The 16,780-nt window shown below is 63.2% G+C and carries 16 protein-coding genes; 9 read left to right on the top strand and 7 right to left on the bottom strand.

The window, feature by feature from the left end; genetic code table 11:
* Positions 1–47: 47 nt before the first annotated feature.
* Complete coding sequence (locus tag QY049_RS24050; RefSeq protein WP_258764443.1) at positions 48–1,172, top strand: hypothetical protein; 1,125 nt, start codon at positions 48–50, stop codon at positions 1,170–1,172.
* Here QY049_RS24050 and QY049_RS24045 read toward each other — a convergent pair.
* Genes QY049_RS24045 through QY049_RS24035 form a run of 3 tightly spaced genes read right to left on the bottom strand, consistent with a single transcriptional unit; the run spans position 1,169 to position 3,973 of the window.
* Entirely contained in the window at positions 1,169–1,759 is a 591-nt protein-coding gene (locus QY049_RS24045; protein WP_258764444.1) for a Smr/MutS family protein, read from the bottom strand. The genes QY049_RS24050 and QY049_RS24045 overlap by 4 nt on opposite strands.
* Entirely contained in the window at positions 1,756–3,291 is a 1,536-nt protein-coding gene (locus tag QY049_RS24040) for a murein transglycosylase A (RefSeq protein ID WP_301269975.1), read from the bottom strand. The genes QY049_RS24045 and QY049_RS24040 overlap by 4 nt, the downstream gene beginning before the upstream one ends.
* On the bottom strand, positions 3,269–3,973 hold the full coding sequence (locus tag QY049_RS24035; RefSeq protein ID WP_194478786.1) for a Tim44/TimA family putative adaptor protein: 705 nt from the start codon (positions 3,971–3,973) through the stop codon (positions 3,269–3,271). Before QY049_RS24035 ends, QY049_RS24040 begins: the two co-directional genes overlap by 23 nt.
* Positions 3,974–4,382: 409 nt before the next feature.
* Between QY049_RS24035 and secB the strand changes: the two genes are divergently transcribed.
* Positions 4,383–4,868: a protein-export chaperone SecB gene (gene secB, locus QY049_RS24030; RefSeq protein WP_194478787.1), complete on the top strand. Its 486-nt coding sequence runs from the start codon at positions 4,383–4,385 to the stop codon at positions 4,866–4,868.
* A 9-nt stretch (positions 4,869–4,877) separates the two neighbouring features.
* Here the strand turns inward: secB and dnaQ are convergent, their stop codons facing one another.
* Genes dnaQ through QY049_RS24010 form a run of 4 tightly spaced genes read right to left on the bottom strand, consistent with a single transcriptional unit; the run spans position 4,878 to position 7,721 of the window.
* Entirely contained in the window at positions 4,878–5,594 is a 717-nt protein-coding gene (gene dnaQ / locus QY049_RS24025; protein WP_258764446.1) for a DNA polymerase III subunit epsilon, read from the bottom strand.
* A 41-nt stretch (positions 5,595–5,635) separates the two neighbouring features.
* Positions 5,636–6,235 carry a dephospho-CoA kinase gene (gene coaE / locus QY049_RS24020; protein WP_258764447.1) on the bottom strand — a complete coding sequence of 200 codons (600 nt, stop codon included), beginning with the start codon at positions 6,233–6,235 and terminating at the stop codon, positions 5,636–5,638.
* A gap of 23 nt (positions 6,236–6,258) precedes the next feature.
* Positions 6,259–6,867: a Maf family nucleotide pyrophosphatase gene (locus QY049_RS24015; protein ID WP_258764448.1), complete on the bottom strand. Its 609-nt coding sequence runs from the start codon at positions 6,865–6,867 to the stop codon at positions 6,259–6,261.
* Positions 6,868–6,875: 8 nt separating this feature from the next.
* The gene (locus QY049_RS24010; protein WP_258764449.1) at positions 6,876–7,721 is read right to left on the bottom strand and encodes a pyruvate, water dikinase regulatory protein; all 846 of its coding nucleotides are present in this window, start codon (positions 7,719–7,721) and stop codon (positions 6,876–6,878) included.
* 460 nt (positions 7,722–8,181) lie between these two features.
* Between QY049_RS24010 and hemJ the strand changes: the two genes are divergently transcribed.
* The 7 genes from hemJ (at position 8,182) to QY049_RS23975 (ending at position 16,739) form a co-directional block, all read left to right on the top strand.
* Complete coding sequence (gene hemJ, locus QY049_RS24005) at positions 8,182–8,616, top strand: protoporphyrinogen oxidase HemJ (RefSeq protein WP_258764450.1); 435 nt, start codon at positions 8,182–8,184, stop codon at positions 8,614–8,616.
* 261 nt (positions 8,617–8,877) lie between these two features.
* Positions 8,878–10,143: a transcription termination factor Rho gene (gene rho, locus QY049_RS24000; protein ID WP_008133567.1), complete on the top strand. Its 1,266-nt coding sequence runs from the start codon at positions 8,878–8,880 to the stop codon at positions 10,141–10,143.
* Positions 10,144–10,455: 312 nt separating this feature from the next.
* On the top strand, positions 10,456–11,802 hold the full coding sequence (gene mnmE / locus QY049_RS23995) for a tRNA uridine-5-carboxymethylaminomethyl(34) synthesis GTPase MnmE (RefSeq protein WP_301269974.1): 1,347 nt from the start codon (positions 10,456–10,458) through the stop codon (positions 11,800–11,802).
* Between the two features lie 301 nt (positions 11,803–12,103).
* Positions 12,104–13,984, top strand: a complete 1,881-nt coding sequence (gene mnmG, locus QY049_RS23990) for a tRNA uridine-5-carboxymethylaminomethyl(34) synthesis enzyme MnmG (protein WP_301269973.1) — start codon at positions 12,104–12,106, stop codon at positions 13,982–13,984.
* Between the two features lie 118 nt (positions 13,985–14,102).
* The gene (gene rsmG, locus QY049_RS23985; RefSeq protein WP_258764453.1) at positions 14,103–14,774 is read left to right on the top strand and encodes a 16S rRNA (guanine(527)-N(7))-methyltransferase RsmG; all 672 of its coding nucleotides are present in this window, start codon (positions 14,103–14,105) and stop codon (positions 14,772–14,774) included.
* Between the two features lie 30 nt (positions 14,775–14,804).
* Entirely contained in the window at positions 14,805–15,671 is an 867-nt protein-coding gene (locus QY049_RS23980; protein ID WP_258764454.1) for a ParA family protein, read from the top strand.
* Positions 15,672–15,851: 180 nt separating this feature from the next.
* On the top strand, positions 15,852–16,739 hold the full coding sequence (locus QY049_RS23975; RefSeq protein WP_194478797.1) for a ParB/RepB/Spo0J family partition protein: 888 nt from the start codon (positions 15,852–15,854) through the stop codon (positions 16,737–16,739).
* Positions 16,740–16,780: the final 41 nt, after the last annotated feature.

The following is a 16,780-nucleotide window of genomic DNA, read 5'->3' as shown; positions in this document are numbered from 1 at the left end:
CGGGTCGTCGTCCTGGCGAAAGCCAGGACCCATTACCGCCGACGGTCTTGTTGAAACAAATCCTCCAAAACCCCTGGCGGCTGCTGCTCGCGATCAACGCGGCGGTGATAGCAGGCGTGTTCGTTCACAAGATCCAGCTGCCGCCTTACGTCCCCTACATCCATCTCCTCGTCGACTACCATTTCGGCTTCATCAAGCGCGCGCTGATCGGAGCTGTTGTCGCGCTGTTTGCGGACAAGGTGCCGGTCTGGTGGGTGTTCGCGCTCGGCGGGGTGACGTGGCTGGTGACGTTGGGGCTCTACGCAAAACTGTTTCAGAGGACGTTCGGCTTCACGGCGAAGACGCTGCCTCTGTTCGTCTTCATCGCCGGCTCGCCGTTCTTCCTGAAGAACTTCATGCACACGCTCGGCCATTTCGACATCTATGGCTGTGCGCTCGCGATCATCCTGCTGCTGATGCCGGCGGGTTCGTTGCTGTTCGTGGCGACGGCGGCGCTGTTCTCGATTCTACTCGTCCTGATCCACCACATTCATCTCTTGATGTATGTGCCGACGATCGTCACCATCGTCGTGGCCAGGCACTACCTCGCTTACGGTCTCAATCGCGGCAATGTCGCATTCGGCATCGTCTCCCTTGCGGTCGTCTCCGCGCTGTTCTTCGCCGCGCAATTCCTTGGAACGATGCCGATCCCGGAGGCGGATTTCGTCGCGTACTTGAAGACAAGGATGGCCGATCCGTCGCGCACCGATCTGCTGCAATTCGCCTACATCTGGTACCAGCCGCTTGCGAAGGAGATCTCGGACACCTGGGGCCGCCTGCCGCACAACAGCCTCGGCATTCCCGTGTTTGCTCTGCTGATCTGGCTGCACACGCCGCTATGGCGCTATTTTGCGAGCCTGATCGGCGCGCTCGCGAACGAGATACACCGACGCCTCGTGATCGCGGCGCTGATCGGCGTCAGCCTCGCCTATCTCGTGATGTTCGTCATGGTATTCGACTATTCGCGCTGGATCTCGAACTGGGCAGTCTGCATGTTCCTGATCCTGCATGCGGTGAAGATGCTGCCGGCGAGGCAGGAGACCACGTTGATTCCGGAAGGGGATCAGAAGACCAACATCTTCGGCCTGATCATCACCTTGATCCCGCGCGTCGGGATCGTGCGACCGTTTTAGAAGCGCGCCCGCCGAATTCGCACATACAGCGCGCCCTCGCCGCCGTGGCCGATGGCAGCCTCCTCGAACCCGACCACGAAAGCGCGGAATTCCGGCAGGCTGAGCCATTCCGGCACCTGACGGCGGAGCACGCCGCTTTCACCACCGCTGCGGCCCTTGCCGGTGATAACCAGCACAAATGTCAGGCCATCATGATGGGCGCGGTGCAGGAAGCCGGTGAGAGCGCGGTGCGCGCGCATCTGAGTCATACCGTGCAGGTCGAGCCGCGCGTCGATCTCGCTGCGGCCGCGCGACAGTTTCGCGCGCTCGCGCTTGCCGAGCGGGGCGAGCGGTGGCATCGCCGGCTTGGACGGACGTGGGGCCGGGGCCGCAGCCAAGGGGCGCGGCGACAGCGTGGGCTTAGGAGCCGGCGCAGCGACCGAGGACTCGGCGCGCGGCGCGGTGTGCAGCTTCGTCGCACGATGCTTCCGCAGCGGCTTCACCTGCCTTGCGACGAGGTCCCACAGTTCGCGGTCTTCCTCGCTGAGCACCCGACGGCGCGGCGAGGGACGCGGATCCAGCACGGGCGGACGGGACGATCGCTTCATTGCTGGTGGGAACGGGTTTTCATGTGCCTGCCCGGTTCGCGGACAGGTTCTATCACAGGACGCGGCGCCGGTAACGGCACCGGGCTCGCAACGGCGACGGTCTCGTCCTTGCCGGAAGTTGCGGCTGATACGACCGGCTTCGCTGCGGGCGGCTGCGGAAACAGTTTTGCGATCTTCTCCGACGGCCGCGGATCCGGCACCGGCAGCCTGGCTGCGCGCAGATTGGGATCGAGGCTCTTCGGCACCAGCATCACGAAATGCATGGGATGGCGCAGCCGGCCCGAGACGCGGCCGGCCTCGGCGCCCGCGCCAAAATAGAGATCGGCGCGCGCCGGGCCGATGATGGCCGAGCCGGTGTCCTGTGCGATCATCAACCGATGGAACGGCGTCTTGGCGCGATCGGACTCGATCGGCAGTTCGCCCTCGATGAAGAACGGCGTGCCGTAGACGTGCAGCGACTTGTCGACCGCGATCGAGCGGCCGGCGGTCAGCGGAATGCCTTGCGCACCGACCGCCTCGTCCTTGTCGGACAGATTGACCTCGTGGAAGAAGATGTAGGAGCGGTTCTGCCGCCGCAGTTCCTTCGCGCCGTCGGGGTTCTGCGCCATCCACTCCCTGATCTTCTGCATCGACATCTCTTCCTTCGGAATGATGCCGCGCTCGATCAGGATGCGCCCCACGGCCGTGTAGGGATAGCCGTTGTAGGAATCGTAGTTGAGCCTGATGGTGCTGCCATCGTCGAACTTGATCCGCGCCGAGCCCTGGATCTGGGCAAACAACAGATCGGTCGGATCCTTCAGCCAGGCGATCTCCAGTCCGCGGCCGGCGATCTTGCCGTCCTCGATCTCGCCGCGGTCGTAATAGGGCACGAGCTTGCGGCGGCCGATCTTGCGATAGACCGGTCCCTTGTTGGGCAGGCTGACCGAGGCCTGGTTGAAGCCGCGCACGAACAGGTTAGAGGGGCGGCGGTAGACCGGAACGTTGTAGACATCGGTCTGCGTGCGCGATCCCTCCAGCACCGGCTCGTAATAGCCGGTGACGAAGCCGTCGGGCTCGCCGAGGCGCGAGATTCGAAGCGGCGAAAAATTGTTCTCGAAGAAACTCTTCGCTGTCGCTTCGTCGGTCGGCTGGAGCGACCTGGCGGCGCGGCAGGGCTCGCTCAGCGAGCCGCCCAGAGCCTTTAGTTCGAGGGACTTCGGCTCGGAGGCGCCGGTCTGCGCGTTGATCGAACGGCAGCTGGCACGAAACGTCCTGTAGGCGGCAAGATGATCGTCATCGCTCCAGCCCTTCACGTCCGCCCAGGCCAGCGGCAGATATTGCGCGCCGGGAATTTCGAACGGGAGAGGCAGCTGCGGATAGGGCAGCGCGCGCGGAGGCATCGCGGCCACTTCGGGATGGCGATGATGATGGCTGCGGTAGTGGCGCCGGGCAGCTTCTGCGCCAAGCGAAAACGAAGCCAGCACGACGAGGCCCGCGCAAAGCGCCGTCGCGCCGTTCTTCAGGAAACTCTTAATTCGCGCTTCCGGTGCCAACCAGCTTCCAGTTCGGATCGCGAGAGGTGGTGTCGCGGGCGAAAGTCCAGATGTCGGTGATGTCGGCGACCTTGTCGGCGTTACCGTCGACGATATTGCCGGCCTTGTCGCGGGTAACCGAGATCATCTGCGAGACGAAGCGCACGGTAAGCTGCGCCGTGCGGTCGCGCACGTCGGCGCCGACCAGCTCGGCCTTGTCGATCGAGACGAAGCGGGTTTCGGTCTTCTGGTCGTTCTTCTCGCGATCCTTGATCGCGGCGTCGAAGCTCTCATAGACCTCCGATGACAAGAGATCGCGCAGCGAGCGGCGATCGCCATTGGCGAAGGCCAGCACGATCATCTCGTAGGCGCCGCGAGCGCCGGACAGGAAGTGGCGCGGGTCGAAGGTGGAATCCTTCTCGACGATGGCGTCGAGGCCCAGGGCCAGCGCGGTGCCGGGCTCGGCCAGGCCCTTCCAGCGGTCGGAAGGCGGGGTCGCTTCCGCCGTCGGTGCCGGCGGCGGCTGGTCGATCACCTTGCCCGGCATGGTCACGACGTTCTTGTCGGGAGCACCACCCAGCGCATTGCGCGCCGTACGGTCGAACGGCGGCCGCTCGTTGCCGGTTCGCTGTCCCAGCACGCTGCGCAGCCGCAGGAAAATAAAGACCGCCAGCGCAAGGAAGATGATGGTGTAGATGTCCACGTCGTATCGCTTTCTGGTCTTTACTCAGGGCTTCTTTGGGGTCGCTACCGGGAAAATCAATCCGGCCAGTAGACCGTTCCATACCGGAACGGCAAGATGACATCACCATTTTAGGCCCGCGCGTCACGTCCGCCGATGTAGGCACGAAATTTGGCCCGGCCAATGGCGCCTTTTGGCACAGCGAGAAGTGTAGCGCGTTTTATGCTTAAGGGGAAACCCGATCCTGGGCGGAAATCGCGCATCTTCAAGCGTTTAACGCGCAATTTGGTATTCGGGGCGGGTGAAACGTCGCAGACGTGAAGCTGGCCTCGATCGACCCGCCGGGGCCGTTCGTCCTTGTGGAACGAGGCGGCCCTATGTTAGCCAACCGCCGCGAAATTCAGCCCCAATCGGGTAAGGAGACACTTTGATGACCAACGGTAACGGCACCCCTCCCGAGGCGGCCCAGGCTCCCCAGCTCAACGTGCTGGCGCAATATACCAAGGACCTCTCGTTCGAAAATCCGAACGCGCCGAGCTCGCTCCAGCCGCAGAGCCAGCCGCCCCAGATCAACATCCAGATCAATGTCAACGCCAACAATCTGAGCGATCAGGAGTTCGAGGTGACGTTGTCGGTCGAGGGCAAGGCCGAGACCGCGGGCAAGGTGATGTTCTCGTTCGAGCTCGCCTATGCCGGCGTGTTCCGTATCGCCAACGTGCCGCAGGAGAACCTGCACCCGCTGGTCATGATCGAATGCCCGCGCCTGCTGTTCCCGTTCGCCCGCGAGATCATCGCGACCGCCGTGCGCGACGGCGGGTTCCCGCCGCTGATGCTGGACCCGGTCGACTTCGTCGGTCTCTATCGCCAGAACATGGAGCGGCAGATGGCCGCCCAGGGTCAGGCCGGCCAGGCCTGATAAGCAGGCTTAGCCGGCGGGAGGAGCGGCTGGAGCGGGCAGGTATTCGTTCCAGATCGCCTTCTCGCCCATCGTTGCGATGAAGGCCCGATGGGCCTCTCGCTCGGCGTCCGACACCCGTGGCGTGAGCGGCACCAGCCGCTGCCGCCGTGGTGCGTCGCCGCCAGCATTCAGGCGAATCTCCTGGGTTTCCGACGCCAGCAGCAATTGCGACTGCCGCGCCCCGACCAGATCGACATAGACTTCAGCCAGCAGCTCGGAATCGAGCAGCGCGCCGTGCTTGGTGCGGTGGGAATTGTCGATCGAGTAGCGTGAGCAGAGATCGTCGAGCCGGTTCGACACGCCGGGATGCTTGCGCCGCGCCAGCAGCAACGTGTCGACCAGCCGCTCGCGCGGAATCGGGGCGCGCTTGATCCGGTCGAGCTCGGCGTTGATGAAGCTGATGTCGAACGAGGCGTTGTGAATGACCAGCGGCGCATCGCCGATGAACGCCAGGAATTCCTCGACCACCTCGTGGAACAGCGGCTTGGTCGAGAGAAACTCGGCCGACAGTCCGTGCACGGCAAAGGCTTCCGCCGGCATGTCCCGTTCGGGGTTGATATAGACGTGATACGTCTGACCCGTCGGCATGCGGTTGAAGATCTCGACGCAGCCGATTTCGACCAGGCGATCGCCGCGCAGCGGATCGAGGCCGGTGGTTTCGGTATCGAGAACGATTTCACGCATGATTTTAGGACGCCGCGCCGCAAGCCGTGGAAGTCGGCGAATCAGGCCCGCCGCTGCGGCATCTTAACGACCTCGGCCAGGATGTGCGTGATTTGCGCGCGCACCGGCTCGAGTCCGTGGGAGGTATCCACGACGAAATCGGCCCGCATGCGCTTTTCGGCATCGGGCGTCTGCTTGGCGATGATGGCGTCAAGCTTGGCCTCGTCCATGGTTCCCCGTGCCAGCACCCGCTCGCGCTGCATTTCCGGCGAGGTCGAGACCACGACCACGGCATCGACGCGTTTCTCGCCGCCGGTTTCGAACAGCAGCGGGATATCGAGGACCACGACAGGGGCTTTCGCGGCTTCCGCATCGGCAAAGAATTTTTGCCGGGAAGCGCCCAGCATCGGATGAACGATCTGCTCGAGCTGCTTGATCGCGGCAGGATCGTGCACCACACGCGCGGACAACTTGGGACGATCGACCTTGCCGTTCGTGGTGGTGCCGGGGAAGGCGGCCTCGATCGCCGGCGCAGCCTCGCCCTCGTAGAGCTGATGAACCGCGGCATCGGCGTCGTAGACGGGCACGCCGGCCTCCGCAAACAATTTCGCGGTGGTAGATTTACCCATCCCGATCGAGCCGGTCAGTCCGAGAATCCGCATCAGCGCCCAGCCATGTCTGTCATTTACACCGCAATTAGCCGTTCGCTTCGCAGGAACGCAAGCAGCGGCAGCAGCGGCAGGCCGAGGATGGTGAAATGGTCGCCCTCGATGCGCGCAAACAGATGGATCCCGAGACCTTCGAGCTGATAGGCGCCGACGCTCGTGGTCACCGCGTCGCCGGCCGCATCGAGATAGGCCGAAAGCTCAGCCTCAGACATTGGCCGCATCGTCATGCGGGCGACCGAGACATCCTCAAAGATAATCCTACCGTCGCGCGCCACGGCTACAGCGGAATTCAGCTCGTGAGTGCGGCCGGCGAGATCGTGCAGTTGCGCCAGCGCCTGCTCGCGGCCCGAGGGTTTGTTGAAGAGACGATCGCCAAGCGCCAGCGTCTGGTCGGCACCGATCACATAGCTTCCGGGACGATTGGCTGAAACCGCTTTCGCCTTTTCCCGCGCCAGCAGCAGGCCGATCTCTCGCGGGTTCGACAATTTCGACGCGGCCTGAATGCCGCGTTCATCGATGTCGGCCGTGACCGCCTCGAATGCGAGCCCGGCATTGGCCAGCAGCATTTTTCGCGCGCCGCTCTGCGAGGCCAGGATCAGAGGAGAAGTGCCGCGCCACAGACCCATCTTGTAAACTAGTCCGAGGGCCGGTTGCGCTGGCGATCGCTGTAAAGCTTCATGATTGCGGCGGCGGTTTCCTCGATCGAGCGCCGTGTGACATCCAGCAGCGGCCAGTCGTGCTTGGCGCTCAGCTTGCGCGCAAACGCGACCTCCTCGGTCACCGACTGCCTGTCGGTATAGGTGTCGCTGCCGGATCCGGATTCGGCACCCATCGAGAGCAGACGGTTCTGGCGGATCTGGATCAGGCGTTCCGGCGTCGCATGCAGGCTCACCACCAGCGGCCGCGTCAGCGTCTCCAATTGCGCCGGAACGGGAATGCCCGGAACCAGCGGCACGTTGGCGGTCCGGATGCCGCGATTGGCGAGATAGATCGACGTCGGCGTCTTCGAGGTGCGGGACACGCCGACCAGCACGACGTCGGCTTCCTCGAGCCCTTCCACATGCTGCCCGTCATCATGGATCATCGTGTAGTTCAGCGCGTCGATGCGCTTGAAATATTCGGCGTTGAGCACGTGCTGGGCGCCGACGCGCCCCGTCGTTGCAGCGCCGAGATAGGCTTCGAACATCTGCATGACCGGGCCGATGATCGAGAGGCTCGGAACATTGATCGCCTTGCACTTGTCCTCGAGCCTGGACACCAGGTCCTTCTCCAGCAGCGTGAACAGCACGATGCCCGGCGCTTCCTCGATCTCGTCGAGTACGCGGTCGAGCTGCTTCTGGCTGCGCACGAGGGGATAGACATGCTCGACCGGCGTGACGTTCGCGTATTGCGCGGCCACCGCGCGCGCGACCGTGATCAGGGTCTCGCCGGTGGAGTCGGAGACGAGGTGCAGATGAAAATAATTGTTCGAGGTCGGCACAAAAACTCTTTGAATTTCGTTGGGGTGGTTTGTGGATTTCTGTGGACCTTAACCCCTCGGAAAGGGATGCGCGACATCAGGGGCGGGATAAGTGCCGATTTTCTTCACACCACTGCCCCTCGGAACAAGTCTGACGCCCCGCGAGACGAGAAGCGGGATTACGCGGACAACCCGCTTGATAGATTGCGGACAGAAAGGCGCAAGCCTTTGAAGCCGCCGGGCTTATCCGGGACGGCTTGCGCTCGCCGGGATATGTTGATGGATGTGAACAAGCGCGCGCGAACGCTCGGACGGCGTTGCATGAGTCCAATCCACGGTCACTCAGACTCAAACCTTTAAGAATCTAAGATTCTAGATTTGAGGAAGGCGCACCGGACGGATATGTGTGCAGGTGAGACCTTAACGAGTTCTTACTATCCCCAGACCGCCAAGCGGCTGGGCGGAAAGTCGGATGCCGGGCATGTTTGAAGACGTCTATCTCTGGATCAAGGCGCTGCACGTCATCGCGGTCATCGCCTGGATGGCCGGCATGCTCTATCTGCCCAGGCTGTTCGTCTATCACTCGGAAGCCGAGATCGGCTCGAAGCAGTCTGAAACCTTCAAGGTGATGGAACGGCGGCTGTTCAAGGCGATCATCAACCCCGCCATGATCGTCACCTGGCTCGCCGGGCTCTATCTCGCCTGGGCCGGCCATTGGTTCACGTTCGGCTGGTTGCACGTAAAACTGGCAATGGTCCTGGCGATGTCCGCGGTCCACGGCTTTTTTTCCCGCTGGCTCAAGGACTTCGCCGCCGACCGCCGCCCCTACAGTCAGAAATTCTTCCGGATTATCAATGAGGTGCCGACCGTCCTGATGATCATCATCGTCATCATGGTGATCGTGAAGCCGTTCTAGGCAAGATTTGAGGCAAGGATCGTGAACGATCGCTCATCGCTTCGGCTTGCGGAGTGGAAAGCGATTTTCTATATTGTCGATATCCCACCCAACGCAGGCGGATGTGGTTGTGTCCGAGCTTTTTGAAGGCCGGACACCGCATCAGGTTTGAAGCCCCCACCGGCACTTAACCTTGCCAGACCTGCGGACCTTACCTTCTCACGTCCGCATTTCAGAGCCTCCTCGCACCCCCTCCCAAGGTTACCCCACAGGACCACCCCAATGCGGGAAATCAAACTCGAAGACCTCAAATCCAAGACGCCGGCCGAGCTCGTCTCGTTCGCGGAGGAGAATGGGGTCGAGAACGCCAGCACCATGCGCAAGCAGGAGCTGCTGTTCGCCATCCTCAAGCAGCTCGCGCTCGCCGAGACCGATATCGTCGGCCAGGGCGTCGTCGAGGTGCTCTCCGACGGCTTCGGCTTCCTCCGTTCGCCCGATGCCAATTATCTGCCGGGCCCTGACGACATCTACGTTTCGCCCTCGCAGATCCGCCGCTTCGGCCTGCGCACCGGTGACACCATCGAAGGCCACATTCGCAGCCCGAAAGAGGGCGAGCGCTATTTCGCGCTGCTGAAGGTCAACACGCTCAATTTCGAGGACCCGGAAAAGGCCAAGCACAAGGTCAATTTCGACAACCTCACGCCGCTGTTTCCGAATCAGCGTTTCCGCATGGAAATCGACGATCCGACGCGGAAAGACCTGTCTGCACGCGTGATCGACATCGTTGCCCCGATCGGCAAGGGCCAGCGCGCGCTGATCGTCGCGCCGCCGCGCACGGGCAAGACCGTGCTGATGCAGAACATCGCGCATTCGATCACGCACAACCATCCCGAATGCTATCTGATCGTGCTTCTGATCGACGAGCGTCCGGAAGAAGTCACCGACATGCAGCGCTCGGTGAAGGGCGAGGTCGTGTCGTCGACCTTCGATGAGCCGGCGGTGCGCCACGTCCAGGTCGCCGAAATGGTGATCGAAAAGGCCAAGCGCCTGGTCGAGCATGGCCGCGACGTCGTCATCCTGCTCGATTCGATCACGCGCCTCGGCCGTGCCTACAACACCGTGGTGCCGTCTTCGGGCAAGGTGCTGACCGGCGGCGTGGACGCCAACGCCCTGCAGCGCCCGAAGCGCTTCTTCGGTGCCGCCCGCAACATCGAGGAGGGCGGTTCGCTGACCATCATCGCGACCGCACTGGTCGATACCGGCAGCCGCATGGACGAAGTCATCTTCGAAGAGTTCAAGGGCACCGGTAACTCGGAACTGATCCTCGACCGCAAGGTCTCGGACAAGCGTACCTTCCCGGCCATCGACATCTCCCGCTCCGGCACCCGCAAGGAGGAGCTCATCACCGATCCGCAGGTGCTGAAGAAGATGTACGTGCTCCGCCGCATCCTGAACCCGATGGGCACCATGGACGCGATCGACTTCCTGCTCGACAAGCTGCGCTCGACCAAGAGCAATTCGGAGTTCTTCGACTCCATGAACACCTGAGTGCAGTGCAATATGATCTCAAGGGGCGCCTTCGGGCGCCTTTTTTGTTGTGCGGCTTTGCTGCGGGCAAGGTGCAGCAATTTGCGGGAGCGGGCTGGAAATCAGTATGTCCAGGAAGCTTTTGATAAATTTGCGTAATACTTGGACCCGGCCGTCAATCGGAGTTCGGGGGAGGCTGATTTTGCAGCAAAAATGCTGCAGCCGTATTGCATCGCAATAGCGGATTGCTGCGGGCTGGAGCGTCGCGAATAGTGCACCCTGCCTGGCGAAACGGGAGGTTTGCGTTTTCCCCGCGAGCCGGACAAATAGGCCATGCACCCGCGAGACCAGACCATCTTTGCGCTGTCGTCCGGCCGACCACCGAGCGCGATCGCCATAGTACGCGTCTCGGGTCCGCAAGCCGGCCCCGTCGTGACGACGCTAGCGGGCAAATTACCGGCGCCGCGCAAGGCCAGCCGTCGGCTGCTTCGCGACAGCACCGGCCAGCCGATCGACGATGCCGTCGTGCTCTGGTTTCCGGGGCCGGGGACAGCGACCGGCGAGGACGTGGCCGAATTTCATGTTCACGGCGGTCGCGCCGTGCTGGCCGCACTTCTGGCCGTAATTTCGATAATTCCGAATATGCGTGCGGCCGACCCTGGCGAGTTCACACAGCGCGCGTTCGAGAACGGCAAGCTCGACCTCACTGAAGCCGAGGGGCTCGACGATCTCATTCATGCCGACACCGATCGTCAGCGCCGCCAGGCGCTGCGGCAGTTGCAGGGTCTGCTCGGCGATCGTGCGCGGGACTGGCGCGAGCGCATCATCGAGGCCTCAGCCTTGATCGAGGCCGGCATCGATTTCTCCGACGAAGGCGATGTGCCCGCGGAATTGAGGGCGTCGGCCGTGAAGGCGATCAAGGCGCTGCACGCCGAAATCACAAAAGTCCTTGCGGCACAGGGACATTCTGAACGTCTGCGAGACGGCCTCGTGGTCGCAATTGCCGGCGAGCCGAATGTCGGCAAGTCGACACTGATGAATCAGCTCGCTCGCCGTGAGGTCGCGATCGTCTCACCGCATGCGGGCACGACGCGCGACGTGATCGAGGTGCAGCTCGATCTCGACGGCTATCCCGTCACCGTCATCGACACGGCCGGGATCAGAGAGACCGACGATCCCGTCGAGCAGGAAGGCGTGCGCCGGGCACGGGCACGGGCCGAAGCTGCAGACCTGGTACTTTGGCTGGTGGAGGGGGAGCGCGCAGCCAATCCAGACACAACGCGCTCACTTCGGAAATTCGCACAGGGGGACCGGCCCGGCGGGTCGGTCTGGATCGTGCGCAACAAGATCGATCTCGGCGGGGTCGGGCGGCGCGGGGAGTTCGGGATCTCGGCGAGAAGTGGCGATGGCATTCCCGAGCTGGTCGAGGCCCTCGTGACATTCGCGGCCGAGTTCTTCGGAACCACCGAGGGCGCATTGGTGACCCGAGCCCGGCAACGGGATCTGTTGAGCCGCGCGTCTGACAGCTTGCGTCGGAGTCTGGAGCTTGTAGAAGAGGGCGAAGAGCTCGCCGCGGAGGAACTACGTGCCGCCGCCTATGCTCTCGGCCGCCTGCTGGGCCGGGTGGACGTCGAGGACGTCCTGGGGGCCATCTTCCAGAAATTCTGTATCGGAAAGTAGTTCTAGTTCTTCAATGTAGAACTAGCGTTTGTTCCATTACTTGGTGTTTCACGTGAAACGATGCTCGGCAGGTTCCGGATTGTTTCACGTGAAACACTCGCTGCCTCGACCCGTCATTGGCCGTGGCGGCTGCCGTCCTCTAGCGCCGGGCGTCGACCCCTCTGTTTCACGTGAAACAGGAGCCACTCCAAATGCATTTCCTACTGTGCATGGGGTTGTTCTGCGGAACCCAGCAACGTGAAACATCCGACTCACCCAGTTTCCACTTCCGGCTTTCCGGCCTCTGAGCTAGAAGTCCGCCATGCGATCAGAACGAGAAAACTTCGACGTCATCGTCATCGGCGGCGGTCATGCCGGTTGCGAGGCTGCGGCTGCGGCCGCCCGGATGGGTGCGGCGACCGCTCTCGTGACGCACCGTTTCTCCACCGTCGGCGCGATGTCCTGCAATCCCGCCATCGGCGGTCTTGGCAAGGGCCATCTGGTCCGCGAGGTCGATGCTCTCGATGGTCTGATGGGCCGGGTCGGCGATGCCGGCGGCATCCAGTTTCGTGTCCTCAATCGCAGGAAGGGTCCAGCTGTCCGCGGTCCCCGGGCCCAGGCCGACCGGAAACTCTATGCCGCTGCGATGCAGGCTGCGATCCGGGAGACGGCAGGTCTTTCCGTCATCGAAGGCGAGGCCGACGAGCTGATCGTGGTCGATGGCCGCGTGACCGGACTTCGCCTGGCTGACGGCCGGGAACTCCGGGCAGGGGCCGTTGTCGTCACCACCGGCACCTTCCTGCGCGGTCTGATCCATCTCGGCGAGAAGAATTGGCCGGCTGGTCGGGTCGGCGAGGCCCCCGCGATGGGTCTTTCAGCCTCCTTCGGGCGCGCCGGTTTCACCCTCGGGCGTCTCAAGACCGGCACCCCTCCGCGTCTGGATGGTTCGACGATCGACTGGTCCGCAGTTGAAATGCAACCCGGGGACGAGCCGCCAGAGCCGTTCTCGGTGATGACGGATCGGATCACGACGCCGCAGATCCAGTGCGGTATCACCCGGACTACGGGCGCCACCCACGAGGTGATCCGGGCCAATGTCCATCGCTCCCCGATGTACTCCGGCCGGATCAAGAGCTCCGGTCCCCGCTATTGCCCTTCGATCGAGGACAAGATCGTCCGCTTCGGCGATCGCGACGGCCACCAGATCTTCCTGGAGCCGGAAGGCCTCGACGATACGACCGTCTATCCCAACGGCATCTCGACCTCGCTTCCTGAGGAGGTCCAGCTCGCGATCCTCGCCACCATCCCGGGCCTTGAGAGGGTGAAGATGGTCCGTCCCGGCTACGCCATCGAATACGATCACATCGATCCCCGCGAGCTCGATCCGACCCTCCAGACCAAGCGTCTGCGCGGTCTGTTCCTGGCCGGCCAGATCAACGGTACCACCGGATACGAGGAAGCTGCCGGGCAGGGCATTGTCGCTGGTCTGAATGCGGCGCTCTCCGCCAGCGGTGCGACTCCGACGGTGTTCGATCGCGCAGATGGCTATCTCGGCGTGATGATCGACGATCTCGTCACCCGCGGGATCAGCGAGCCCTATCGGATGTTCACCTCGCGGGCCGAGTACCGGCTGACCCTGCGGGCCGACAACGCGGATCAGCGCCTGACCGAGAAGGGGATCGCACTGGGATGTGTCGGGAATGCCCGGATGCAGTATCACCGGACCAAGATGGACGCCCTGAACGCGGCTCGCACACTCTCGAAGTCGCTGACGATCACCCCGAACGAGGCGATCAAGCACGGGCTGTCGCTGAACCGGGACGGGCAGCGCCGCTCGGCCTTCGAGTTGATGGCCTATCCTGACATCGGCTGGAGCCAGGTCCGGGCGATCTGGCCGGAGCTGTCGGCGATCGATCCCGTCATCGCCACCCATCTCGAGATCGACGCCAAGTACGATGTCTATCTGGAGCGCCAGAGCGCAGACGTCGATGCCTTCCGGCGCGACGAGGGAATGGTGTTGTCGGAGATCGACTACAGCCTCGTCCCCGGTCTCTCCAACGAAGTCCGTGCCAAGCTGGAGAAGGTGCGGCCCTTCACGGTCGGCCAAGCTGGCCGGATCGATGGCATGACACCGGCGGCACTCGGCATCCTCGCGGCCTATCTCCGCCGCGAAGCACGCAAGTCGTCCAAGGCAATCGCATAAGCCAATCGCATAGGCGTTTCACGTGAAACAGCGCGGACCGGGCGGGGACAGACCGCTATCGCGACGAGGGGGTGAGGGCGCCGGTCGTCGACCGGACCTGGCGCCGAGTAAACCGAAGATGGACAAGGCCAGCGCCAACGGTCAGGCGCTCGATTCCATCATCGCCGCCGACAAGCGCAAGGCGCTCAAGCTCGCCCCCGTTTCACATGAGACGGAAGCCCGCCTCGATCGCTACATCGCGCTGCTCCGGGAATGGCAGGCCAAGACCAATCTGGTCGCGCCCTCGACCCTGCCGCACCTCTGGACCCGGCACATCGCCGACTCGCTTCAGCTTGTCGATCTCGCGCCATTAGCCAAGCGTTGGGCTGACCTCGGCAGCGGCGGCGGTTTTCCAGGTGTGGTCCTCGCCTGCGCCATGGCCGGGACGCCGGGTGCGAGCGTTCATCTGGTCGAGCGAATCGCCAAGAAGGCCGCGTTTTTGCGCGAAGCTGTTCGCGTCACCACATCTCCGGGGATCGTACATCTCGCTGAAATCGGGGATAATGTGGATAGAATCACCGGCCCCGTCGATTGCGTCACCGCACGCGCGCTGGCTCCGCTACATCAACTCATCGGCTTTGCGGAGCCGCTGATGCGCCAGGGCGCAAAGGCGCTGTTTCTCAAGGGTCAAGATGTAGAGGCTGAATTGACCGAAGCCGCTAAATATTGGAATATTCAGCCGCAGCTTCACCAGAGCCGGACGGGTGATGGGTGGATCGTCGAGCTGACTTCGGTTGAACGGCGCAGGTGAGGCGCTCAGGGGTTGAGTTGGGGAATTTCGATGACCGTAGCTGACGAGCCGCAGCAAGACGAGACCGCCCAAGCAAAGGCCGAAGTTCCGCACGGGCACCCGCGCATCCTGGCGCTGGCGAATCAGAAGGGCGGCGTGGGCAAAACAACCACGGCGATCAATCTTGGTACGGCACTCGCTGCGATTGGCGAGCGTGTCCTGATCGTCGATCTCGATCCGCAGGGCAACGCCTCGACCGGCCTTGGCATCGATCGCCGCAACCGCTCCTGCTCGACCTACGACGTGCTGATCGGTGAAGCCCCCCTGCGCGAGGCCCTCGTCTCGACTGCGGTGCCCCGGCTGCACATCGCGCCCTCGACGATGGATCTTTCCGGCCTCGAGCTCGAGCTTGGTACCACGGCCGGCCGCGCCTTCAAGCTGCGCGACGCGATCGGCGCGCTCAACAACAACGTCTCGCCCGAGGCCGACTACACCTATGTGCTGATCGACTGCCCGCCTTCGCTGAACCTGCTCACGGTGAACGCGATGGCCGCATCGGACGCGATCTTGGTGCCGCTGCAGTGCGAGTTCTTTGCGCTCGAAGGTCTGTCGCAATTGCTCCAGACGGTGGAGCAGGTGCGCTCGACGCTCAACCCGAACCTGTCGATCCACGGCATCGTGCTGACCATGTTCGACTCGCGCAACAACCTCTCGAACCAGGTCGTTGCCGACGTCCGCCAGTTCATGGGCGAGAAGGTCTACAAGACCATGATCCCGCGCAACGTGCGCATCTCGGAAGCCCCGTCCTACGGCAAGCCGGTGCTGGTCTACGATCTCAAATGCGTCGGCAGCGAAGCCTATCTGCGGCTCGCCACCGAAGTGATCCAGCGCGAGCGCGAGCTGCGCGTCACGCATTGACGGAGAGAACCGTAGGGCGGGTTAGTGCCGCAGGGTGGGTTAGCCAAAGGCGCAGCCCACCACTGTCCATCTCCGCGGAAGCAGAAGAGGTGGGTTACGCTTTGCTAACCCACCCTACGATTCTACAGGTTTCGAAATTCAGTTCTGGAGTGCTGCAGCGTGAATCCAAGGGAGCTGGCGATGGCCGACGAAGCGCGTTCGCGATTGGGCCGGGGTCTTGCAAGTCTGATCGGTGATGTCGGCGGCGAGGCTCAGCACGTCGACCGTCCGCGCGCGCAGCGCAAGGTGCCGATCGAATTCATCAAGGCCAATCCGCGCAACCCGCGCCGCACTTTTTCGGACACCGAGCTCAAGGAGCTCTCCGAGAGCATCAGGCAGCACGGTGTGATCCAGCCGATCGTGGTGCGGCCCGTGAAGGGCACGCAGGATCGCTTCGAGATCATCGCGGGCGAACGGCGCTGGCGCGCCTCGCAGATGGCCGGCCTCCATGAAGTGCCCATCGTGCCGGTCGACATCAGCGACAGCGATGCGCTGGAGTTCGCGATCGTCGAGAACGTACAGCGCGAAGACCTCAATCCGATGGAAGAGGCGCAGGGCTATCATGCGCTCGCCAACGAGTTCAAACGCAGCCAGGACGACATCGCCAAGGTCGTCGGCAAGAGCCGCAGCCACGTCGCCAACATGATGCGGCTGACGAAGCTGCCGGCCGAGGTGCAGGCCTTCATCGCGACCGGTGAGCTGACCGCCGGTCACGCCCGCGCGCTGATCGGCGTGCCTGATCCGCTCGCCGCGGCCAAGCGCATCGTCGCGGAAGGTCTCAACGTCCGCCAGGCCGAAGCGCTGGCGCATGAAGAGGGCGTGCCGGAGCGCAAGCCGCAAAAGGCGCGCGCCACCGGGGCTAAGGAAAAGGACCCAGATACGATCGATCTGGAAAAGCGCGTCAGCGATGCGCTTGGCCTCAAGGTTACCGTCAATCACCGCGATCCCGGCGGCTCGGTCCAGATCAACTACCGCAACCTCGATCAGCTCGACGAGGTGATGAAGCGGCTCGCGAAGGGCGCGCTGTAGGCGCACCCTTGGTGTCGTCCTGGTGAAAGCCAGCTCTCCGC

Source organism: Bradyrhizobium sp. WYCCWR 13022, assembly GCF_030435535.1.
In the GTDB taxonomy this organism is placed as follows: domain Bacteria; phylum Pseudomonadota; class Alphaproteobacteria; order Rhizobiales; family Xanthobacteraceae; genus Bradyrhizobium.
Note: the sequence above shows the minus strand (reverse complement) of the source record. Positions and strands in the feature narration are given on the sequence as shown.